Annotated in this window: 20 protein-coding genes; 4 read left to right on the forward strand and 16 right to left on the reverse strand. The window is 67.9% G+C overall.

What is annotated here, in order from left to right:
• The first annotated feature begins 227 nt into the window (after window positions 1-227).
• The gene (locus JOD60_RS04780; RefSeq protein WP_076689031.1) at window positions 228-3,251 is read left to right on the forward strand and encodes an AAA family ATPase; all 3,024 of its coding nucleotides are present in this window, start codon (window positions 228-230) and stop codon (window positions 3,249-3,251) included.
• Between the two features lie 193 nt (window positions 3,252-3,444).
• Here JOD60_RS04780 and JOD60_RS04785 read toward each other — a convergent pair whose 3' ends face one another.
• The gene (locus JOD60_RS04785; protein ID WP_076689035.1) at window positions 3,445-3,645 is read right to left on the reverse strand and encodes a hypothetical protein; all 201 of its coding nucleotides are present in this window, start codon (window positions 3,643-3,645) and stop codon (window positions 3,445-3,447) included.
• Between the two features lie 353 nt (window positions 3,646-3,998).
• Window positions 3,999-4,334, reverse strand: a complete 336-nt coding sequence (locus tag JOD60_RS04790; protein WP_157127842.1) for a hypothetical protein — start codon at window positions 4,332-4,334, stop codon at window positions 3,999-4,001.
• Window positions 4,335-4,488: 154 nt separating this feature from the next.
• Between JOD60_RS04790 and JOD60_RS04795 the strand changes: the two genes are divergently transcribed.
• Window positions 4,489-4,758, forward strand: a complete 270-nt coding sequence (locus JOD60_RS04795; protein ID WP_076689039.1) for a hypothetical protein — start codon at window positions 4,489-4,491, stop codon at window positions 4,756-4,758.
• 5 nt (window positions 4,759-4,763) lie between these two features.
• Here JOD60_RS04795 and JOD60_RS04800 read toward each other — a convergent pair whose 3' ends face one another.
• On the reverse strand, window positions 4,764-4,913 hold the full coding sequence (locus tag JOD60_RS04800) for a hypothetical protein (RefSeq protein WP_157127843.1): 150 nt from the start codon (window positions 4,911-4,913) through the stop codon (window positions 4,764-4,766).
• A gap of 1,229 nt (window positions 4,914-6,142) precedes the next feature.
• Here JOD60_RS04800 and JOD60_RS04805 point away from each other — a divergent pair.
• Window positions 6,143-6,418 carry a hypothetical protein gene (locus JOD60_RS04805; RefSeq protein WP_157127844.1) on the forward strand — a complete coding sequence of 92 codons (276 nt, stop codon included), beginning with the start codon at window positions 6,143-6,145 and terminating at the stop codon, window positions 6,416-6,418.
• A 300-nt stretch (window positions 6,419-6,718) separates the two neighbouring features.
• Here the strand turns inward: JOD60_RS04805 and JOD60_RS04810 are convergent, their stop codons facing one another.
• The 13 genes from JOD60_RS04810 to JOD60_RS04870 form a co-directional block, all read right to left on the reverse strand.
• A complete protein-coding gene (locus tag JOD60_RS04810) occupies window positions 6,719-6,985 on the reverse strand; it encodes a hypothetical protein (RefSeq protein ID WP_076689047.1) in 267 nt (88 codons plus the stop codon).
• A gap of 173 nt (window positions 6,986-7,158) precedes the next feature.
• Window positions 7,159-8,580: an LCP family protein gene (locus JOD60_RS04815; protein ID WP_307823845.1), complete on the reverse strand. Its 1,422-nt coding sequence runs from the start codon at window positions 8,578-8,580 to the stop codon at window positions 7,159-7,161.
• Window positions 8,581-8,996: 416 nt separating this feature from the next.
• Window positions 8,997-9,443: a single-stranded DNA-binding protein gene (locus tag JOD60_RS04820; RefSeq protein WP_076689050.1), complete on the reverse strand. Its 447-nt coding sequence runs from the start codon at window positions 9,441-9,443 to the stop codon at window positions 8,997-8,999.
• Window positions 9,440-9,961 (reverse strand): hypothetical protein, encoded by a 522-nt coding sequence (locus JOD60_RS04825; RefSeq protein WP_076689052.1) that lies wholly within the window; start codon window positions 9,959-9,961, stop codon window positions 9,440-9,442. Before JOD60_RS04825 ends, JOD60_RS04820 begins: the two co-directional genes overlap by 4 nt.
• The gene (locus JOD60_RS04830) at window positions 9,958-10,353 is read right to left on the reverse strand and encodes a hypothetical protein (protein ID WP_076689054.1); all 396 of its coding nucleotides are present in this window, start codon (window positions 10,351-10,353) and stop codon (window positions 9,958-9,960) included. Before JOD60_RS04830 ends, JOD60_RS04825 begins: the two co-directional genes overlap by 4 nt.
• Window positions 10,350-12,167 carry a type IV secretory system conjugative DNA transfer family protein gene (locus JOD60_RS04835; protein ID WP_076689056.1) on the reverse strand — a complete coding sequence of 606 codons (1,818 nt, stop codon included), beginning with the start codon at window positions 12,165-12,167 and terminating at the stop codon, window positions 10,350-10,352. Before JOD60_RS04835 ends, JOD60_RS04830 begins: the two co-directional genes overlap by 4 nt.
• A 13-nt stretch (window positions 12,168-12,180) precedes the next feature.
• Complete coding sequence (locus tag JOD60_RS04840) at window positions 12,181-13,488, reverse strand: MinD/ParA family ATP-binding protein (RefSeq protein WP_076689058.1); 1,308 nt, start codon at window positions 13,486-13,488, stop codon at window positions 12,181-12,183.
• Between the two features lie 4 nt (window positions 13,489-13,492).
• Window positions 13,493-15,100, reverse strand: a complete 1,608-nt coding sequence (locus tag JOD60_RS04845) for a putative type IV secretion/conjugal transfer ATPase (RefSeq protein WP_076689060.1) — start codon at window positions 15,098-15,100, stop codon at window positions 13,493-13,495.
• Complete coding sequence (locus JOD60_RS04850) at window positions 15,100-16,596, reverse strand: SCO6880 family protein (protein WP_076689062.1); 1,497 nt, start codon at window positions 16,594-16,596, stop codon at window positions 15,100-15,102. Before JOD60_RS04850 ends, JOD60_RS04845 begins: the two co-directional genes overlap by 1 nt.
• On the reverse strand, window positions 16,593-18,038 hold the full coding sequence (locus JOD60_RS04855; RefSeq protein WP_076689064.1) for a hypothetical protein: 1,446 nt from the start codon (window positions 18,036-18,038) through the stop codon (window positions 16,593-16,595). The genes JOD60_RS04850 and JOD60_RS04855 overlap by 4 nt, the downstream gene beginning before the upstream one ends.
• Before the next feature lie 5 nt (window positions 18,039-18,043).
• Complete coding sequence (locus JOD60_RS04860) at window positions 18,044-18,340, reverse strand: hypothetical protein (protein WP_076689066.1); 297 nt, start codon at window positions 18,338-18,340, stop codon at window positions 18,044-18,046.
• A gap of 24 nt (window positions 18,341-18,364) precedes the next feature.
• Window positions 18,365-18,874, reverse strand: coding sequence for a M23 family metallopeptidase (locus tag JOD60_RS04865; protein ID WP_198159119.1), 510 nt, complete (start codon window positions 18,872-18,874; stop codon window positions 18,365-18,367).
• Window positions 18,875-18,981: 107 nt separating this feature from the next.
• On the reverse strand, window positions 18,982-19,722 hold the full coding sequence (locus JOD60_RS04870) for a hypothetical protein (RefSeq protein WP_076689070.1): 741 nt from the start codon (window positions 19,720-19,722) through the stop codon (window positions 18,982-18,984).
• Window positions 19,723-20,019: 297 nt separating this feature from the next.
• On the opposite strand from JOD60_RS04870, the gene JOD60_RS04875 reads away from it, so the two are divergent.
• Entirely contained in the window at window positions 20,020-20,349 is a 330-nt protein-coding gene (locus JOD60_RS04875; RefSeq protein WP_076689072.1) for a helix-turn-helix domain-containing protein, read from the forward strand.
• The last annotated feature ends 497 nt before the right edge of the window (window positions 20,350-20,846 follow it).

Genomic DNA, 20,846 nt, shown 5'->3' on the forward strand with positions numbered 1-20,846 from the left:
GAGGGCGAGGGTTGAGTCTGCGCACACGCCGACCATCCATGATCCACTTCGGCGCGTAAGCCCCGCTCGCAGCGAATCTCAGCTGGCGTCCCTCAAATGAGCGCGATGCGCGAGAACATGCACGGACGCGACCAGCGAGCCGACGCCAGCCGAAAAGGATGCAATGCACGCAGGCACTTTCTGTGTAAGTCGTGCTGACTTCGACATATCAGGCGTACCCTAGCCCCATGCGCGGAGGTCTGGAGCGTTGGAAGCGGGGCGTCGGCTCGCAGGGTGTGCGGCAGGCGATGGCTTACGCGTTCCAGGGCTCCTGCGATTCGCACGTCCGCGCTCCGACCGGCATCGACACACTCGCCGCGTACGGCGTCGCCGGCGCAGATGGCGTCCTGAGGTACACGGTTGAGGATGCCGAGATCTCGGTCGACCGGCTCGATGAACCGTCTCTGCGCAGGTGGGTGGACGGCTGTGACCCGTCGACGGGGGAGCGTCGCGGCCGCGACCTGATGTCGCCGGACGCGGACCTCATCCTCGATGGAACGATCAACGCGCCAAAGTCGTACAGCATCGCCGCACTCCTCAGCCAGGAGCTCGCGGCGGAGTTCGAGGCGCTGCAGGACCGGCTGCGCGATCGCATCATCTTGATGTGGCAGAGGGAGCTGAATGCACGCCGCGGCGCCGGCGGGCGGATCCGCGAGGACCTGCTCCGCATCGAGGTGGTCGAACTCCGGCACCGCCGTTCCCGGGCGCTGGACCCGCACATCCACCGTCACCTGTGGCTGAACGTCAAGGTCCAGGGTGTGGACGGGAAGTGGTCGAACATCGACTCCCGTGTGGCGATGAAGATGCACACGGGAGTCAACGCCGAAGGTGAGCTCGCGGCGCGCACCGATCCGCAATGGATCGCAGCGCTCGCCCGCCATGGGTTCACCGTCGGCGGGGATGGCGAGATCGAGCAGCTCGCCCAGGCTGTCCGGCCGTTGTCGCGTCGGTCGAATCAGATCGAAGCGAACCGTGCCGTCCTGCTCGCCGCGTGGCGGCGGCAGAACTCGGGCGCGGAACCCGGCCCGGATGAGCTGCGGCGAATCGACCGACTGGCCTGGGCGCGGGCGCGTCCGAACAAGCCCGGAGAGGTCGACGAGCACGACTGGGAGGTTATGATCGCCGACGAGCTCACGCACATTGACCCGCACCTCGCGGCGGCCCGCCCTCCCGTCGACCTACCGCCGCTGCCGCTCGAGGAGCTGAACCTGGACCTTCTGGCTGCTCGCGCGATCGTCGAGGCGGACGAACGGTCGGCCAGCTCGAGTGGCCGGTTCAGCATGTTCGACGTCCGTGCCGGCGCGACCCGGGCGATCGCGACGGCGGGTGTCGTCGCGGACCGGAGGGACCTGCAGTCGACGATCGACGAGGTCACCCGACGAGCGCTCGCCCTCACCGATGATCTCTTGCCCGGCGAAGGCGAACGTCCCGCGCATGTGAAGGGGTTCATGGCGTCGGCCACGGCGGCGCTGAAGGTGGCTCTGGGCGCCGAGTTCGACCGGCTCGCGACCCCCGGCATCGCCGCCGGTGCGGCAGAGGTTGCCGCGGCGGCGACCGAGGTGCTCGAAGATCACGTCGCCCTCGACGATCGCCAGCTCGCCGCGGCCGGCGCGATCGCGGGGACCGACCGGCTCGTGTCGGTGACCGGGCCGGCGGGGGCGGGGAAGACGACGATGCTGCGCGTCGCGCGCCGGGTCCTGAACGCACAGGGACGCCGGATGCTGGTGGTCGCGCCAACGAACAAGGCTGCCTCTGTCGCGGGCCGTGAGATCGGCGCCGCCGCATCGAGCCTGCACGCCCTCCTCTCCGATCACGGATGGCGGTGGGCGCGCGACGCAGCCGGCGCGGAACAGTGGTTTCGCCTGCAGCCAGGGCAACCCGACCCTGCCACCGGCCGCCTCTACCCTGGTCCGCGACGGTTCCCGGTGGCGGCGGGGGATCGGATTGTGGTGGATGAAGCGGGCATGGTCGATCTGCGCACCGCACACGCCCTCGCCGTGCTCGCCCAGGACACAGGGGCGGGGATCGCGATGGTCGGTGACCACTTCCAGGCCCGACCCGTCGGACACTCCGGCGCGATGGCTTCGCTCACCCGCCGCGCCACTGCCATCGTCGAACTCGCCGCCGTCCACCGCTTCGACGACCCCGGCTACGCCCAGCTGACCCTCCGCATGCGCAACCCCCACTCCCGAGAAGCTGCGCTCGCTGTCGCAGCGGAACTCGACAGCCGAGGGCTCATCCGATCGGTCGCGGACAAGACCGCAGTACGAGACGCGATGGTCGACGCGTACCTCGCCCGGACGGCGACGCACCGCCGGGTGGCTCTCGTCACCGGCACCAACGAAGAAGCCGACGCGATCAATGAAGCCATCCAACAACGACGAGTCGATGCCGGCGAACTCTCACTCGCGCGCATCGCGATCGGACAGGCAGAACAGCGGATCCTGGAGGGCGATGTCGTCCAGACCCGCCGCAACGACAGGGACACGGGCGTCGAGAACCGCGCCCTCTGGGCGGTCCGCCACATCAGCGCCGACCACCTCGAACTGGCCAGCATCAGCGACACCACCGACATCCGTCACGTCTCCCTCGAGTACGCCGCGGACCACGTCCACCTCGCCTACGCGTCGACAGTGCACGGCATCCAGGGGGAGACCACCGACGAGTCGATCGTCGGCCCCGGCGTCGACGCCGCAGGCCTCTACGTCGGCATGACCCGCGGGCGCACACGGAATGAGGCGATCGTCATCGCCCGCCGCGGCGCGGTGGCACGCGAGCAGATCGCAGACAGCATGCTCCGCGGTATTCCGGAAGTTAGTGTGGGCGACTCCGTCCATGCCGCGCGAGCGGAACTCTCCCGTGCGGCACGCGTGAACCCCGAGAATGGTGACCCGTCGCGGCGCCCCACCCGCGAGGAAACGCCGCCGCACGGCGCGCAACTTATCAGGCGTGCGCATTCGTGGCTGAAGCACGCGCGCGCGGAACTGCTCGAAATGGACGCCCGCATCGCGAGCGGCGCCGCTCACGGTCACGGGCGTCCCGGCGTGACCGTGGAGAACAGTGCCGAGCGAGATCGTCTCGCAGCGAAATACGCATTTGTGTCCGAGGCGTTCGCCGCGAAGATCGCGGCCGCGGGAAAGTCCCGGGCGGCTGAAGAATCGCCGTCGGTGGCCCGGCATCGGGAGCGCCCGGGCGCTGGCATCTCCCGGTAGTGTCACCGCGGATCACCGGTGCGAGGATCAAGCCCGCTCTCCCACCGCCGGCGTTGCACCTCCACGCCGACCACCCCGCCGTCGGACTCCCGCATGGGCGCGTGGAAGTCCGGCGTCTCGAGCTGTGTCGCGCAGAAGCAGATGGCGTCGCGCTCGGTCTCGCACCACGCGAGCGTTTGACGATCATCTCGGTCTAGCGCCACCGCTGTATCCGGTACATCAGGTGAGTCCCGTGAGTGTGCGCGTGGATCGCCGCGACATACGCGATCAGAAAGCGCGGCCGGAACACATCGTCGATGATCAGCCAGCTGCGCCGTGCCTCGTGAGCTGTCGTGACATCGCGGCCGGTGAGCCGATCCGCGGCCAGTCGATCGGCGTACGCGACGCGCAGCATCGTGGCTCCTGCTACGCGCGCAGCTTCCCGCAGCTCTTCACTATAACGGGGATTCCTCCGGTGGTTGCGCACCGCTCCGAGAGCCCCAGGGCGGCAAGTGTCAGCCGATGGCGAGGCATCGGCTGACTGGCCGACAACTGCGGAGAGGGTGCCGAGCGATGAGCGTTCATGTGACGGTGTACGGGGGAGAGGGTTGCTGGAATGTGTGCGAAAACGTGCACGGCCCTGCGGCTCGCTGGCATCCGGTTCGAGGTCGTCGAGATCCGGAAGGCCGGCCGGGTCGACGAGCTGCGCGGACGCGGTGTGCGTGAGCTGCCTTGGTTACGATGTCGCTGGGGGGGAGCGGGACGGGTTTACGGCTCGACAGGATCGTTGAAGTGCGGCTCGCCGGCATCGAGCAGGGACACGCCCATTAGTCGCTGCGCGAACCCGTCGATGTCCGCGACCGCCTCGTCGACGGCTTCGAACTGCCCGACGATGATGACCTGTACCGTGCCGGTGATCGTGGCGTGGATGGTGGCGTGGCAGGTCGGCACGCAATCCTCGACCATCGCGCGCCATCGGCTGTAAATGACGACGCCTTCGACGTGATCGATCAGCTCGACGTCGACGTGAGCGACCGAGCCGGGGATCGGCGCATCGTGTGCGTCGGTGGTCGCGGACAGAGCGAGGGACACAGTACGAGGCATACCCCCGAGTGTTCCGAGGGAGCACCGGCCGGCTTCACCCGTGGCGCGGGGCAGTGGATAACGCCGCGACAATGATGGAGTGCGAGGGGGCCTACTGGCGCCTGGCTGACCGGGAGCGCTGGGTCTCGTCGCTACCTACCGGTAGCATGGCTGAATGACCAAACGGCAAAGGGTGGCGGCCACGGCGCTACTCGCCGTCGCCGCCACCCTTGTGGGATTGGGTGCCTATTTCGCCCTGCGGTGGGTCTTCACTGCTTGGAACGAGTGGCAGTTCTCCTTGCGCCCCGAGGTGGAAAATTGGGCGGTGCCCTCCCTCGGAACCGAATTACCCGCGATCGTGTGGGCGTGTTTTATCGGGGCTGCTGTTCTGGCCGGCGGTCTGATCGTCATTCACACCCGCTCTAGGGTGAAGGAATCCCGCTAGCACCATCATTGGGCAGCCCGGTCAATATCTGCGACAGCTAGGTACAGCGTTTCGAGATAGTCAACTGTCTCGGCGCGGCACGCGTTGTTCACGTTCTCGAACTTGTTGCCCTCCGCGCGGCCGCGGATCTCCATGCCCAAGACGCCATCGGACATCTCAATAGGGGAAGAGGCCCAGCCAGCGCTGGTCAGGCATGCAGCGTATGCGTCGTAAGCGGCCGCGTACTCTTGCAACGAAACCTCAGAATCTTGCAGTGCCCTACGCTGTGCGGGGCTAACAGCTTGTGAGCGCGCCCTCGCGTACTCCTCTTCGCTCGGAGTTGCTGCCGCGGGGATCAACGTCTGCGCAGTTTCCGACGAGCGGCTAACGGTGTACCCATACCAGGTCCAGTCCGTCATCAGCGAGGGTGCGTTAGCCCGTGCGCGGAGGTAGTTCCCACTATTAGTGCCCGCCGACCTCTCAACAATTGAATAGGCTGCGTTCAGATGGCCCGAAGAATCGGTGTACGTCGTGCTGAGGCTCCCCAAGTACGTCAGTGTGGTGCCGCTCACAAAGCGGAACATCTTGGCCTGCACCTGGTAACACACACGAGGCTCGATTGCTTGTATCCAGACGAGAGTAGGCGTGCTCGACCTCAGATAGTCACAAGTGGAGCCGGTAAGCGGAGCAGCGCGAACTGCGAGTCCGGCTTGCCTGACTCCAGGACCGTCGAGGGCAAGTGCAACAGCGGGAGTTGTAGTCGATAGGAGAGCGCCTAGCGCGATTGCGGCGGCAGCGACGTGAGCAAGGGTGCGACTTTGCAGATGGTGTCTCATGGGGCACATAGTGGCTCAATGGCCTTCGCCTCCTCTACATACTTTCGGCTGAGACCCTCAGCGGATGAGGGTCCGCCCCTCGAAGCTGTCACTGCCGACGCTGCACCGCATAGCCCACAACCAAACGTGTATCGGGTGCGCTAAGCCTGACAGTATCCAGCCTACGAGCACGGCGCGTTGCGTCCACGCGATCACCTCGGCCTCAATCGCCAGAGCGTCGACATACGCGACCCGGTGCGGAACCCACGCAGTGACCGGGACGGGCGCCGTGGCGTCCCACACGGCGGCCGGTGCCGGTCACCTGGTCGATGGTGAGGCTGAGAGGCTTTCGGGCGCGCTCCGCGCTTGCTTGGCCGCCGCGCTCGACGTCCGACTCGCTAGAATCAATGGCGCTGAGGGCTCCAGAGTTCCGCAGAACGACCGTCGCCAGTAAGCGACGATCTGTAGCTGTCGATCCCTGAGAAAGTCGGAAGGCGCCAACCCTTGCAAGAAGAGCAAAAGTGGAGCACCCTTGCCGATACGAGGAACGCGCACGGATCGCGGACATTCAGGCAACCATGCCGGCCGACGTGTTCGCCGTCGACGAGCGGGACCGCGATCGCGTGTTCGCGCTGATGCAGGAGGCCCGGAGCATCAACGAGGCTGTCATCGAGCGCTCCGAGGAGGCCGGCGAGCCGCAAGCGGCCGCGCGCCGCTACTTCACCGATCGCGGCGTGACGTGCGAGGTCAAGCTGACCACGAGCCCCACCGGAGAGCTGGCGACGTGGGAAACGCTCACCGACCAAGTGCGCGAGTACGCGCGCACCAACGCTCCGCTGCCGATGGCGGGCGAGGTGCGCGACTAGAGCGACGGATCGCCGGCCGACGCGCTACGCCGTGCCCGCCTGACCTACGCCGATCGTGCGGTGCAGGCCTTACATGACTAGCGTCCTTGCTCCGGCCGCGGCCGCCGGCCGTCGACAACGTGCCGGAGCCAGGAGCGAGGTACACGCGGCGCCTACTGCGATGGTTCCAGCGAGGGCTTGACCATGACTCGACGAGAAAGCGCCAGTCCTTCGAGGTTGGATCCTCGAAGGACTGGCGCTCGCACTCCATCTGCGTGAACCCGAGTGCCCTCAGGTCTTGGCGGGCACCCGAGGTCTGTCTCAGTAGTCGACCCAGAAGTAATAGGTCACGTTGTTGGGGCCCTTGATGCACGCCTGAGGGCTATAGCCCTCTCTTATCCACAGCCGCCGCTCGGCTTGGCAATGCGTCATCGACTGGAACGGCCCCACGATGCGGGATGCCGCGCTCGCGGGAGCAGCCGCGACCACGGAGCCGCTAACCGCGAGGATGGTTGCGATGATCGCCGAAGTGAGGCGTGTCTTCGTTCGGTTGGTTGCCGCCAGGTCTTTGCGCGCAAGGGATGTCATCAAAGGAATCCAATCTCTGAAAAGCCGCCCGAAGAGGTCCAGCTCCCTACGACGATGGCGTCGGACAGATAGGGAACTCAACGACCTTTCGGAGGATATTCCAAGACTTTCGTCGGATGCGAACAGAGTCGTTGTAATGAAAGGGAGTGCCGTGCGCGATGGCCTAGGCGCAGTCAGCGTTGCCCAACAGTGCAGGTGACCTGCGCGGCCGTCTGTCCGGTGATTGAGTTCGGCAGCTGCACTACCGGATCGGTTGGTGCCCGGCTCTCACTCGTGGTCGGGTCGGTCGTTCCGGGCGCCGTTGGCGTCGGGGCGGCGGTCACCCCCGCTTCCGGCGGTGTCGCCTCTCCGACAACTTTGGTGCCATAGCCGTCGCTCGTCGTGCCAGTCAGCTGCAACGGCTGGTTGTTCGCCAGCGCCTCGAACAGCACGTCTGCCGCAGAAGTCACCGGCAACACGCGCAGGCCGCCTTCGGCGTAAGCCGTCGGGTACTGCACAAAAACGATGTCCTCGTAGGGCACGCTCCGGACGGCCATCGCTATCTGCACCATTCGCTGCGGGTTTGCGAGACTCTGGCTCAGCACGATCTGCTTCTGATTGACCTGCGCGACAGCGGTGTTCGCCAGATTGAAGAGAGTGCCTGGGTCGTTGAGGACACCATCCGACTGCAATTTGCGCACCATCGAACTCATGAACTGCTGCTGGTTCGAAATACGTCCGAGGTCGGACCCGTCTCCGATGCCATGGCGGATGCGCAGAAACTGCAGCGCCTCGACACCCTGGAGAGTCGGATTACCCGCCTTAAGGTGCAGCCCCGTGTGATCGTCGTCGATGTCGTCCGCGAGGCACACCTGCACGCCCCCGATGGCGTCCGACATGTTGATGACGCCCGTCCAACGCGTCGCGGCAGCGAACTGGATCTCGATACCCGTGAGTGCCTCGATCGTCATCTTGGTGCAGCGGAGACCCCCGTACATGTACGAGACGTTCAACATCTGCGCGCTCATCGCCGAATACTGCGTCCCGTCTTCGCCGATGCATGCGGGGATAGGCACGATCATGTCGCGGGGGAATGAGACGACCGTGACGCGACGAGGTGCGTCGCTGATGTGGACAAGCATTGTCACGTCGTTGCGCTCACCGGCGGTGTCGCCCGCCTGGCACGCGCCTGACAAGGCTGTGTTGGCGCCCTCGCATGAGTCCGTGCCGACGACGAGCAGATTCACTCCGCCCTCGATCTCACCAAGTGACGGGGGCAGAACCTCGCCATCGTCACCGATCGAGACCCCGGCGGCCTCAACCGTAAGTGCGACAGTCCACACGTAGAACGCTCCCACGGCGCCGACGCTGATGACGGCCACCATGACGATCGCGCCCAAAACACTGAGGACCTGCAGCGCAGGGCTCGGCGAGCGCAGGATGCCATGCCGCGCAATAGGTGTTCGAGAAGTCGTACGAGCGCTCACATCGTCCTTTCTTGACGGATCGACACAGGCTATCTCGTTCTTTCGGAAGCGGCGACGCTCATCAGATGGCCGATGCCGTAGCTGAACCGCCAGCCCTATATTGTCGCGCACGCCGCCCTTGACGCGCACGGAGCGGAGTGCAACCCCGCAACGCGGGGGAACGCCACAGGCCCCGCACCGGTAGCCGGTCGCGGGGCCTGTCGGAGGAACGAATCAGCTGGCCGTTGTGCCCGTCGTCCGACGTCTCGGCAGGCACAGGCGTCGTTCGCGACGCGGCCGGCTTGCGTGCTGCGCGCCGCCTCACACGCGCCTTCTTCACTCACGCCTCGAAGCTAAGGGTGATCCGCTTACCCAGCGGCAGTCTCGTTCTTATAGCGAGAGTCGGACGTACGCCCCCTCGTGTGGGCCGCAACTCGGCGCCTTAGGGCAGCGTCAGCCACGATTGGGCTGTCGACCGCTCGCTCCTGCAGCACCCGCGCTCGGTCGAAGCGCACACACGAGCGGGCGAGAGTACAGTGACTCTCACCCGCTCCTGTCCTGATGGGTCAGCGTGCGATTGTGGTGTCGGCGTGCGAGGCCGGCGCTGCTGTGGGCCCCGTGGCGTAGGCCGCGGGGCCTTCAGCTTTTGGGCTGCGGCTGACGGCGAGATCCGCGAACTTCAGCGACGCACCGACGTTGTCGGCAACGATGTCGCGGGTTTCCCGGGTCTGACCGGTCTCCTTGTCGGTGTAGGTGCCGAAGCGGAGGTCGCCGGCGACGAGGACGCTGTCCCCTTTGCGCAGTGATGCGGCGACGTGGCGGGCCTGCTGGTTGAACACGACAACGCGGTGGAAGACGGTGCCGGCGTCTTCCCACGTGTTCGTGGTCTGATTCAGGCGCCGGTCGTTGACGGCGACGGTGAACCGGGCGTACTCGTTGCCCGATTCGCCGGCGCCGTATTCGGGGTCACCGGTGAGGTTGCCCTCGACGGTGACGGGGATTCTGGTAGTCATTCTGCTTTCCTTCCGTTGGGAGACGCCGGGGCGTCTCGGTTAGCGTGGGCCTCGGTGGTCCACGCGGTCCATTCCTGCTCGTCGGTGATGTTCTTCCAGGAGCGGGGTTTGTGGGTGCTGTGTGAGCGGGCGCATCCGCCGGCGTATGCCCGGCCGAGGCGGGGGAGCGCGGCGGCGAGCCGCTCGTGCCAGCCGATGGGCCCGAACCCGGCATCCGAGGTGTCGAAGGCGGCGTCGTGGGCGGTGTGGAGGGCGGAGAGCTCTTCGACGAGCGCGGGATGTTTCCACCAGCAGTCGGGGATAGTGGAGAGGGGGATGTCGTAGCGGACGGTGAACCATTCGACCCATTCCCGCAGCCGTTCCCACGCGCGAGGCGCGTCCTGGTCCTCGAGGCGCCGCCAGTTGACGATTTCGGCGCCCAGCGGTGCGGAGGTCCCGTCGCGGTAGAGGGGGTCGAACCCGGTCATCGCTCCGGCGATCGCATCGTCGAAGTCCGGGACTTCCGGATACTCGTTCACGACCTACTCCCGGTGGCGGGTTGCAGCTTGCGGCGGAGCCGCCGCAGGGCTTCGTCGGTGGCGGTGCGGCGGGACCGGTTCTGGGCGAGGACGGCGTCGCGGTCGATGAGTCGGTGCAGCAACTCGTGGCAGTACGGGTGCATCGGGGTGAGGTCATCGTCCGCTTCGAGGGCTTTGAAGACGCCGCCGCGGGTGATGACGCCGCGGTAGTCGAGGTGGTGCAGTTCGAGTTCGGCGACGGTCGCGGGCTGCCCGCAGCCGGCGCAGAGGAGGGGGATGCCGAGGGTGCGTTGCCGGGCGAACCAGCGGTGCCGGCGGGCGAACCAGGCGCGGGAGCGTAGGTATTCGGTGCGGTACAGGTTCGCAAGGGGTGCTTTGCGGCGGTTGCTCATTCCTCGCTCACCGCCTCGACGGGATCGGCTGTGGCCGGTGGTGCGGGCGGGGTGGCGTGCTGCTCGAACACGGCACGTTGTTCCTGTTCGGTGGCGCGTTTGCCCGTTTCGATGTGGCGGGCGTCGCGGCGTTCGTCCCACCCGGCGAGGTCCAGGAGTACGCCGCGCCGGTTGCGGTAGGCGAGGAGTCCGAGGGTTTGCGGCATCCGGCGGATCTCGTCGACCGACATCAGGGGGCGGCGTTCGTGCTGCTCGCTGGTGGAATGTCCGTTGTCGCGGGTGGACCAGGACCTTTGGGTGCGGCGGGTGTCCCGGGTGCCGAGGAGGGTTTCGATGTCGCGGAGGTGGTCGACGTGGGATGCGCCGCCGAGGAGCACTTTCGCTGTCGCGGCAGCCCAGATCGTGTCGGCTTCCGCGCGGGACCAGGATGTCTCGGCTTGGGAGAGGGCTTGGAGGACGACGAAGGTGCAGATGCCGCGGCCGCCGCCGTCGGCCATGATGCGGGGCAGGTTCCCCCACCGGAACATGTTCACGATCTCGTCGAGGATGAGCCCGAGCGGGTGGGTGAGGCGGGATCCGGGGGAGGCGAGGGCACGGACGCGGGCGACCTCGACGATGTCGTCGACGAGCGCGCCGAGGAACCCGCCCATCGCGGCGGCACCGGAGGACGATCCGATGAGGTACAGGGTGTTCGCGTCGTCGAGGAACGTGCGCGGTTCGAAGACGGGGTCGCCGGGGCGGGGCATGAGGGTGTTGCGGATCTGCGGGACGGCGAGGGGGGCGACGGCGTTCTGCACCCCGAACCAGGTGGAGGAGACGAGCTTGTCGTCGCCGCTGAGGGTGGCGTCGAGACTGTCACCCCACCCGGGTGCCCCGTCGGTGCGGAGGATGCCGACCGCTTCGCGCGCCTGCCCGGGGCTGGTGCCCCAGTCGTACAGCTCGTCGACGGATTTACCGCCGACGGCGGCGGCATGCAGCAGCCGGCCGAGAACAACCCCGGATGCTTGGGCCCATTCGGCGTTGGTGGTGGAGGTGCCCAGGGCCGTGCCGGTGATGATCGCGGATCCGCGTTGCATCGCGACGAGCGGGTCTTCGCACCCGGTGATCGGGTTGATGCGGAGGGTGTGGCGGATGCCGGAGAGGCCTTGCGGGTCGAACACGCCCACCTGCCCGCGGTGCTGACGCATCCGCATCGTCGCGGTGAGGTTGTCATTGGTGGTGGAGGTGGTGATCAGCGGGCCGGACCAGTCGACGATCGCGGAGATCAGCACCCGGTACCCCTTCCCGGAGCGGGGTGGCCCTTCGAGGGCGACGGAGTCTTCGATGGACACGTACACGTCCGTGCCGCGGGACTGCCCGACCCGCCAGCCCACGTCGGTCGCTTCCGGTTTGGTGAGGTCGCGGCGCAGCTGCGAGGCGCGGCGCAGCACGGCCTTCGCGGACAGGTGGTGGCGGATCTCCGACCGTGTCGCGAACCCGGGTCGGGCGCGCAGGTCGGCGATGAACGCCCGGTCCGACTGCCGGTACCGGCGCACCGCCGCCCACACCCACACCACCAGCGCCACGATCGCAAGGACGGCGATGATGTCGGCGAGGCGGATCTGCCACACCGGCAGGACGCACCCGGTCGGCGCGGTGTAGGAGGCGGGGTTGCCGGTGATCGCGACGGTAAGGCCGGCGAACAGGTGCTCCGCCGCGGGCCGCGCCCCGCAGATCGCGTAGGTGACGGCCTCGGCGACGAACCCGAGGGCGAGGGCGAGGACGGTCGCGATGGCGATGAGGACCGCGGCGCCTTTACCCACTGTCTCGTTCATGACCGGGTGTCTTTCAGAGACCGGATGCGGCGGCCGCGGCGACGGCGAGCCACGCGTCCTGGGTGGCGGGGCGCAGCGCGTCGAACCGGAGCGGCCCGGATTTCAGGGCGGGATCGAACGGGACGATCTCCACCGCCCGGACGAGCCCGAGGAACCCGTCCGCGATCGCCCGCACCCCCGCGGGTCGGGCGGGCTCGGACTGGGTGACCACGACGACCGCGCCGCGAGCGAGCGTCGCCGACCGGTCGTCCCGGTCGCGGAGCGCGTCCAGCAGAAGGGCGGCGGATTCGGCGGATTCGGGGGTGGCGAGAGTGGGGACGATGAGCTGGTCGGTGGAGTCGATCATCCGGATCCACCGGTCGGCGGATTCGTCGTTCCCGGAGTCGAAGATCACCATCCGGTAGTAGCGTGCGGCGACGCGCATCAGCAGGTCGAACTGGTCGACCCGGATCCGTTGGTCTGCGGCGAGCAGTTCCGGGTTGGAGCGCAGCACGTCGTACCGGTCGGTGGCCTGGTGGTGCACGAACCTCGCGATGTCCGACACCCCGGCATCCGGGGACAGCAGCTGGTCGGCGGCGGGGAGAAGGTCCCGCAGCGTCGTGTCGTACAGGCCCTGTTCGGTGCGCCAGCCGAGGGTGCCGCGGGTGTCGTTGTTGTCCCATGCGAGCACGTTCCCGCCGCCGTGGCGGGCGTAGACGGCGGCGAGCATCGCGGTGGTCATCGTCTTTCCCACCCCGCCTTTCCCGTTCGCGACGGCAAGGGACCGGCATCCAGCCCACTGCCGGGACGCCAGCCGGGTCCACTCCGCGCGCCGCTGTTCTGCCGTCGACGGGGGGATCGTGATCCCCATCCGCGCCAGCAGTGCCCGCCACCCGGTGTGGGTAGCGACGGCGGGGGGTGGGGTGAGGAAGGAGGGGCGGCTGGGCGGCTCCGCAGTCGGCGTGGACGGTGTGTCGGCGTCCGGCTGCGGAGCGTCCTGCCTCACCTCCTCTCCGTGACGTGTCTGCGTGGCGCGGCGGGTGCGGTGCTCGTCGCCCGGGACGGTGTCGATGACTGCGGGCGTTCCGGGCGGGGTGGGGAGGGGGGTGAGGGTGCCGTCGGTGCTGATCAGAAGGCGGTGGGCGCCGCGGTCGCCGGAGGTGACGAGCTCGACGGGGGTGCCGGCGTGGCGGGCTTCTGCGGTGGCGCGGCGGATGATGGCGTGGCGGATGTCCTCGGCCTCGTCGGGGTGGACGGGTTCGGTGTGTCCGTCGGTGGCGACGAAGACCGCGGTGGGTCCGGTGACGGTCGCATAGGCGCGGGCGCGGGTGTCGGTGCTCATGACGTCATGCCTCCCTTTCCAGTTCGCTGGCAGGGGCGGACAGCCACCCCTCAAGATCGGTCTGCGGGTAGTCCGGCTCCGGCCACAGGTCTTCGATCTGCCGGGCGTCCAGGGTTCGGAGGTCTGCGATGTCGTCGTCGGGGGTGGTCATGGCGTCGTCGGTGTCGAACAGGTCCCGCTCCCACGGGGTGGAGGTGGCGAAGCAGTGCACCAGGTAGGAGTACTGGCCGACGTAGGCGAGGAACTCGCCCTTGCGCAACTGTCTCGCCATCTCCACGTGCGTCGCGGACAGGTTGAGGCGTTCGCGGAGCGGGGTCTGTTCTTGCTGGTTGATGCGGAAGATGAACTTGTTCTCGATGTCCCCGACGATCGAATACGCGAGGGAGCGTTCCAGGCTGCGGGCGTCGCCGACGGCGTCGAGGTCGCCCATCTTGTGCAGGATGACGATGTTGCTGATCCCGTAGTGGCGGGACAGTTTCAGCCACTGCTGGAACATCTGCAGCGACGCGAGCGAGGTCATGTCCCGCCAGCCCTCTTCGCGGACGACATAGCGGGTGCGGTGGGACGCGCGGTCGCTGATCACGGCTTGGATCCACGCGGTGGAGCACACCTGGGTGAGTTGCGCGGCGAGATCCCCGCGGGCGAACAGTTCGGAGGTGTCGGTCACGACGATCGGGGCGTCCTGGTCGAACCGCACGGTCGATTCGTCTTCGAACAATCCCGCGAGGTCGCCTTCCACGAACCGGCGCAGCACGAACCGGGGCTGGATCGCCCCGTCGGCGGCGTGGAACGCGGCGGTGGTGTCGGTGGCGATCTCGCCGAGCTCGTCGTACACGCCACGGAGGGTAGGGCGGTCGCCGGTGCGGGTGATGCACCGGTCCAGCGCGTCGATCACCGCGGCATGCTCGACCGCGGTGAGCCGGCCGGCGAGGGCCATCTCGATCACCGCGATCAGCGTCCCGATGCGGCGCTGCTTCACCATCTGCTCGTGCTGCTCATCCGACGTTCCCGTCCGCCGTGGCCCCCGGTCGAGGGGGTTCAGGCGCGCGCCGGTCCCGCCGCCGAGCCGGATGACCCGGCCGCCGGGGACCGCTTCGGCGACCCGCACCCATTCCCCTTTCGGGTCGGAGGGCACAACCACCTGATGCCCGAACGCGATCGACCGTGTCACGAGCGTCTTCACGGTCGCGGACTTCCCGGACCGGTATGCACCGAGGACGAGGATGTTCGTGGAGAGGGTGCCGCGTTCGGAGGAGTCGACATACGCCTCCCAGGGGGAGAAGTGCCACAGCGCGTCGGCGTTCAGGTCGACGCCGAGGATGGGGCCGCGGTGGCCGAGCCCGGAGTCGGCGACGAACGGGTAGATCCCGGCGATGTGCTGCGAGGTCGCCTGATGCGGCGGCAGCACCGGACGCACCAGGTTCCAGTACCCGCCCTGTAGGAGGCCCGGCCCGAACGGCCCCGGCACCGCAGCTTCCGGGAGCGCCCGATCTTTCCGGCGGGTGCGGGGCGCCGCCGGTTCCTGCCGCGCGGCGGTGAGGCTGCGCTGCAGCTCGCGGCGTTCCCGGCGGGTGAGGCCGGCGGGGGTGAAGGTGGCGGCGTGTCGGGTCATCACTTCATCCCCAACCCGAGGGGCAGCGCGTTGACCATGAGCGCTTCGGCTTGTTGGCAGTACAGGATCTGCGCCTCCATGCCCGCTCGCGACAGGGCGTTGCGCATCCCCGCGATCGCCTGGTCGAGGCGTTCCTCGTCGGGCGCGGAGATGGTGAGGTACGCGCCGTACTGGAAGTCGCCGTGCCCGTTCGCGATCTCCCGCTCCTGCTGCTCAAGCGCCCGCCAGTCCGCGGCATCGGCCGCCGACCCGTCCGCACCGCGCTTGGCCCGCAGCTTCTCGTTGCCCCGCCACACCTTCTTCTCGTCCCGGATCCGCTTCAACGCCTTCGCGACGGGGACGGGGGTCAGCACGATGGAGAGGATGTGGGAGATCGCCTCGCCGGTGTTCGGGTGACGTGCGAACGTTACCGGGGCGAGGAACCCGACGTGGGTGTCGGAGCGTGGCCACTCGTGCACCCACATGGTGGTGTGCACGCCGGAGTCGGTGACGACGATCCCGTTTCGGCCCTTCGGTTCGTCGAGGAACATCGGACCGATCGCTGCCGGGTCCACCCCGGCGAGCTGGTCGGGCCGGTTCTGCACGGTCGCGGCGAAGTCCGGGTCAAACGCCAACCGGCTGAGCGCGGCGACGTCCCGCACCGACAACCACCGCTGCACCTGGATCTTCGCCGCGGTGAGCGCGTCGGCGAGGTTCCCCGACTCGATCGCCGCGAGCGCGAGGATCGCGTCCTTCCCGCCGCCGAGGCCTTTCAGCTGCGGGCCGAGGGCGACGAGGTCGAGGGTGAAGACGAGGTAGTTGCGGTGCGCGACCTCGAACCGTTCCGACTGGTCCATCACTTCGAGGTAGTTTCGCGCGACCGAGGCGTGCGGGTCGATGCCGCGGAGGGCGCGGACGGTGTCGAAGTGCTCGCGGGCGGCGCGGATCGTGGTGGGCAGTGTCCGCTCCTGCAGCGTGACTCGTTTGATCCCGGGTCGCTGGGTGAGGGGGCCGAGGACCCGGTCGAACTGCTCGGCGAGGTCGAGACGCTCGGGGAGGTCGTGCATGAGGAACCCTTGGACGGCGAGTTCGGCGATCACCGACACGGACCGGTCGTGGGGGTTGTAGACGCATGCGATCCCGTCCACGTCCCACAGCTGCACCGACGCGCGGATGCCGGGGAGGTTCAACGTGCCGGCCAGGTGGGCGGCTTCGGGCCGGTAGCGGTGGGTGGTGGCGCCGGCGGCGTGGCGGGTCTGCTTCATCAGCCACAGCCCGGCCATCTTCGGTGTTGAGATGCCCCGGATGGTGGTCACCGCGGCAACCCCGAGACCCAGGTACACGGGTGCCGCGTACAGCAGGCCGAGCGGCCCGAACCGGTTCACCGCGATCAGCAGGACGAGGCCCGCGGCGACGAGGAACACGGCCTGCCAGCCGTCGAGACCGAGGACGAGCCCTTGCCCGGACCGGCGGGGGAGCCGGACCGGCCGGGACTGCTCGGAGGTGCTGGTGGTCATGATGACCTCCCTGTCGGCGGGGCGGGTGTTGACGGGGACGACGGCGGGGACGTCGCCGCCGCGCGTGGCGTCGGCGGCGGCGAGGCGGTCTTCGGGCTGCCTGAGGTGGGGGTGCGGCCTTGCGCGGGTCCGGTGGCGCCGCGCGGACCGCCGGTGCGTGCCCGGCCGGCGGGTGAGGCGTCTGCCGCGCGGCCCGTGTTGCGGATGCCGGAGGGAAGCCCGCCCATCCGCGAGGGGATGCGGGCGACGGTACCCGCGGCGCGGGCGGCGGCGTGTCCGCCTCGGGAGCCGAGGCTGGAGCCGATGCTGTCGGCGGCGACGGCGCCGGCGAAGCTGAACAACCCGAAGATCGCGAACGGCGCGAACGCGACCATCACCAGTCCGATGATGAGAGGCCAGGACCTGGGGTCCCAAATCGTCTCGACGTTCGCGAGCCCGTTGATGATGAGGGTGACGAACCCGATCGTGAGGGGCCCGGTCAGCAGGAGAACCACGACGGCGGACACGTACCGGACCACCCACTGCGGGCCGACGCTGCGCAGCGGGAACAGCATCCAGGCCACCGGCCCGACCATGATCAGCGCGGCGAGGACGATGTTCCGGAACGCGAACACTAGCATGAGCAGGACCATCCCGAGCATGAGGAGCCCGTGGATGAGGAACGCGAGGAAGTAGTTCGCGCGGCCGCCGGCCCACATCACCGACTGGAGCGTGGAGAACAGGGTCATCGGTCCGCCGCGGTTCATGATGTACCAGGTCATGTCGTCGATCGTGTTCAGCAGGTGCCCGGTCAACCACAGGGTGATGGGTACTGCGGGGATCGCGATGAACGAGCGCACCAGGGCACCGACCAGTTCGCTGCGGTCACCGGAGACGACCGCGGCGGCGATCGCCCATACCATGGCTCCGAACAGCACGCCGAGGATGCCCCATTGCCAGAAGGACCATTCGCCGACTGCCGCGGTCCACAGCAGCGTCGAGGTGTCGAACCGCATCGCCTCCGCGACGAGGAACATCACCGCCGTCGCGGCCAGCGCGAGCCCGCGGCCGGCGTTCTCGAAACTGACGCACACGACATCGCCCAGACTGCACCCGTACTCCACCAGCAACGACTTCCCACCTGCCGTCTTGATCGCTGGGATGTGTTCTTCGTAGGTGGTGCAGACTGTGGCTCTTGCGCCATCGACGAAGACGCTCAGGAGGCACTGCTGGGCTTTGATCTGAGCGGGATCGTCGGGGGTGCAGGTGATCTGCGAGCCGGACTGGCTGCAGGTGACCGGGTAGGCCGGTGCGCTCCAGGGTTGCCCTTCGACCGCGACGGCTGCGGGCACGACTCGAGTCGCGGCAGCTTCCGGGGTCGAAGCTGCGGCCGGGGCGGCGACAACGAGCACGAGGCCGACGGCGACGAGCGCCCCGGTCAGCATCGCGCGGACCCCGGTCATGACGATCAGAACCCGAAGTCGAAGTTCACGAACCACTGGAACAGGCCGGACGCGGCGCCGAGCACAGCTGCCGCGATGAAGATCCAGAGGATGTTTTCGCCCGCCCACGTCCGCACCCGGTCTGACGCGAGGCCGCGGAAGGCGAGTGCGGCTCCCGCGAGGATGAGCATGATCAGCACCACGATCAGCGCGCCAGCGAGGATGTAGGACGCGATCAGCTGGAACCCCGCGAAGAACGGGGCGCTGAAGTCGGGCTGGATATCGGGGACGTCAACGTCCAGCCGGACGAGGGGAATCGACATGGTGTGCTCCTTGGGGGTGAGGTGTTACCTGAGAGGGAGGCCGAGCGCGGCCATGAACGGTTCCGGGTCGATCGCAGTACCGGACTTCTGAACTTCGAAATGCAGATGGCATCCGGTCGACTTGCCGGTGCTTCCTTCATCGCCGAGTGGTGTCCCGGCCGTCACCTGTTGACCGACGATCACGCGCAGCGAGTCCCACGCCATATGGCCGTAGAGGGTGACGAGCTCACCGCCGTGGTCGATGCGGACTGTGTTCCCCCACCCCGGCATCGGGCCGGCGTTGATCACGCGACCGGGCCCGGCGGCGTAGACCGTTGCGCCGCAGGGTTGGTCCATGTCGTAACCGAGGTGGTCTTTCGGGCAGAACGCGCAGTTGTTCACCGGATGCCACCCGAACCCGCGGCCGGTCGAGTAGCTCCCCTTCAACGGGTAACCCCACTCGCCCACGGCGACCGGTCCGGCCTGCGCGTCTGAGACCGCGACGGTCGTCGCGCTGCCCGCGACCGCGAAGGGAATCGCGATCAGCGGCGTCAAGACCACCGCGACCGCCAGCGCGAGGGCCAGCAGAACCCCCTTCACCGCCTTCCGTCCCGTCCTCGATCTTCCGAGGGCTGCGGCGGTGGCGAGTGGGGCGCCCATGATTACCGCTCCAACGGCTCCGTGAAGTACCGCACGACCTTGCAATCGCCCGCGCGCTGATCCGTGCCCGGAGCCGGCACCGACCCCTCGCCGCACAGCACCTGCACGCTCACCCGCACCGGCTCATCGAACGAGCTCTCGCCGCCGTTCCCGTCCGCCTGAGTGAACGTGAGGGTGACATCCGCCGTCGCGATCGTCATGTCCCCAGACGGGTCATCCGGCACCGGCATCGTAGTGATCGGCCCCGACACCGCGGCGCTCACCCGGCCATCCTGCTCCGCAAGCGCCTCCCAATCCTGCTCAGGAAGAACGACGCCTTCGCGTAGCTCGACCTTCGCCGCTCTCGTATCGGCTTCGCGGTCGGCGTCGGAGGTGTACCGGACATCCGGGGTGAACCAGCCCTCCAGGTAGGCGAGCCACTCCTCGCGGGTGCTCCTCTGCGTATCGAAGGTGGATGCCGCAGCCAGCGCTGCCCGGATGTAGACGTCCTCGTCGGTGGTGATCGGCTCGGGAACCCACCCCCGCTCAGCGGCGGTCGGGTCCACGTACGCATCGCCGGCGCCCGTCGAATTCGGGCTGGCTGAGGTGCTGGGGCCCGGTGACTCCGACTGCGATGACGTCGGCGTCGGACCGGCATTGCCGCTGATCGCGGCGGCGACCAGGACTGCGATGCCCGCCACCAGGACCACGCCGCCGACGACTGCCCACAGCAGCCCCCGGTGCGAACCCGTCGACGTCATCATCGCGTATCTCCCTGATCATTCAGGGCGGCCAGTGTCGTCGCGGTGCGGACGCCGTGCGACGGTCGCCGTGTCCGCATCCTAAGGGCGTGGGCGTCGATGCATCTACCGGGGTTCGCTGAACTGTGGAGAACCCCAGGTGCACGGCGCGCGGCGAACTCGAGGGTGTGTACCACCTCCGAAGCTGCTAGCCTCGCCGCCTCAATCATGAGAAAACGGTATAGCAGTGTTCTTCTGAAGTAAACACCTATTGTGCCTAGTTTGCTGGACTGCGTGCGTTCGGTGGGGGAGGATTGGCGGGTGCCCAAGCTCGCTCAGCCCGCCGGATCGGGCGACGCCCAAGAACCCGTCGCCATCCTCGGGAACCTCGTCAAAGCCGGCATCCTCCGCTATCTCCGGGCGAACCCCAACGTGACCGTCGGCCCCATCTGCGACGCGCTCCAGCTCGGACCGACGACCGTGCTCCCGCGCCTGAAGGAACTCGAAGCCGCGGGACTGGTCGTAGCCGACCCGCCCACGACCGAGGCTCAATCGCGTCGCGGGGTGTGGGTGAAGTACCGGACCAACAACGAAGCCGTAACGGACCTGTATCTGAGGCTCGGATTCGCTATCGGCGAGTTCTCGGATTAAGCGAAGCCGTCTTCTGCACATCCCCAGGACCCACCGATCGCGACCCTCACTGCAAGGCACGGCCTCCGCTTACTTCAGGGTGCTCGCGAGCTGAGGAGGGGCTTTTCCGGTTCGGATACCTCGCTGAATGGCTGCGTGAGGGCTTCGCTGGAATTCGCTCAGCAGCCCGCGAGGATAGGCGCGGGTCGAGAGCGAGAGCGAGGGCGCGCGTGTGCAGGGTGTTGACCTCGCGAGTGCATCAGTCGACACGCTCGCGGACCCGCCTTTGTCGGTGACCTCGAGTCCTTCCAGGCGTTGTGACGCACCCCACATGGCTATCGGCGAGCGTCAGGGACTCCCCGCGCCGACAGAGCGGATTGGACTTCATTCGCCTTGCGCCGCATCGAGGCGATTCTCGTGGGGCATGTGGTCCGTTCAGTGCAGCGGCACCTAGAGCTCGCCTAGAGACTGAGGGGTCAAGCCCCGTGGAGTGGTGTAGCGGTCGGTGATCCTTCTGT

Origin of the sequence: Microbacterium aurum, from assembly GCF_016907815.1 — a bacterium.
In the GTDB taxonomy this organism is placed as follows: Bacteria; Actinomycetota; Actinomycetes; order Actinomycetales; family Microbacteriaceae; genus Microbacterium; species Microbacterium aurum.

What these genes read in the sequence shown, in the direction of transcription:
- JOD60_RS04780 (WP_076689031.1), top strand. Translation starts at nt 228, where the DNA reads ATGCGCGGAGGTCTGGAGCGTTGGAAGCGGGGCGTCGGCTCGCAGGGT.
- JOD60_RS04785 (WP_076689035.1), bottom strand. Translation starts at nt 3,645, where the DNA reads ATGCTGCGCGTCGCGTACGCCGATCGACTGGCCGCGGATCGGCTCACC.
- JOD60_RS04790 (WP_157127842.1), bottom strand. Translation starts at nt 4,334, where the DNA reads ATGCCTCGTACTGTGTCCCTCGCTCTGTCCGCGACCACCGACGCACAC.
- JOD60_RS04795 (WP_076689039.1), top strand. Translation starts at nt 4,489, where the DNA reads ATGACCAAACGGCAAAGGGTGGCGGCCACGGCGCTACTCGCCGTCGCC.
- JOD60_RS04800 (WP_157127843.1), bottom strand. Translation starts at nt 4,913, where the DNA reads ATGTCCGATGGCGTCTTGGGCATGGAGATCCGCGGCCGCGCGGAGGGC.
- JOD60_RS04810 (WP_076689047.1), bottom strand. Translation starts at nt 6,985, where the DNA reads ATGACATCCCTTGCGCGCAAAGACCTGGCGGCAACCAACCGAACGAAG.
- JOD60_RS04820 (WP_076689050.1), bottom strand. Translation starts at nt 9,443, where the DNA reads ATGACTACCAGAATCCCCGTCACCGTCGAGGGCAACCTCACCGGTGAC.
- JOD60_RS04830 (WP_076689054.1), bottom strand. Translation starts at nt 10,353, where the DNA reads ATGAGCAACCGCCGCAAAGCACCCCTTGCGAACCTGTACCGCACCGAA.
- JOD60_RS04835 (WP_076689056.1), bottom strand. Translation starts at nt 12,167, where the DNA reads ATGAACGAGACAGTGGGTAAAGGCGCCGCGGTCCTCATCGCCATCGCG.
- JOD60_RS04840 (WP_076689058.1), bottom strand. Translation starts at nt 13,488, where the DNA reads ATGAGCACCGACACCCGCGCCCGCGCCTATGCGACCGTCACCGGACCC.
- JOD60_RS04845 (WP_076689060.1), bottom strand. Translation starts at nt 15,100, where the DNA reads ATGACCCGACACGCCGCCACCTTCACCCCCGCCGGCCTCACCCGCCGG.
- JOD60_RS04850 (WP_076689062.1), bottom strand. Translation starts at nt 16,596, where the DNA reads ATGACCACCAGCACCTCCGAGCAGTCCCGGCCGGTCCGGCTCCCCCGC.
- JOD60_RS04855 (WP_076689064.1), bottom strand. Translation starts at nt 18,038, where the DNA reads ATGACCGGGGTCCGCGCGATGCTGACCGGGGCGCTCGTCGCCGTCGGC.
- JOD60_RS04860 (WP_076689066.1), bottom strand. Translation starts at nt 18,340, where the DNA reads ATGTCGATTCCCCTCGTCCGGCTGGACGTTGACGTCCCCGATATCCAG.
- JOD60_RS04870 (WP_076689070.1), bottom strand. Translation starts at nt 19,722, where the DNA reads ATGATGACGTCGACGGGTTCGCACCGGGGGCTGCTGTGGGCAGTCGTC.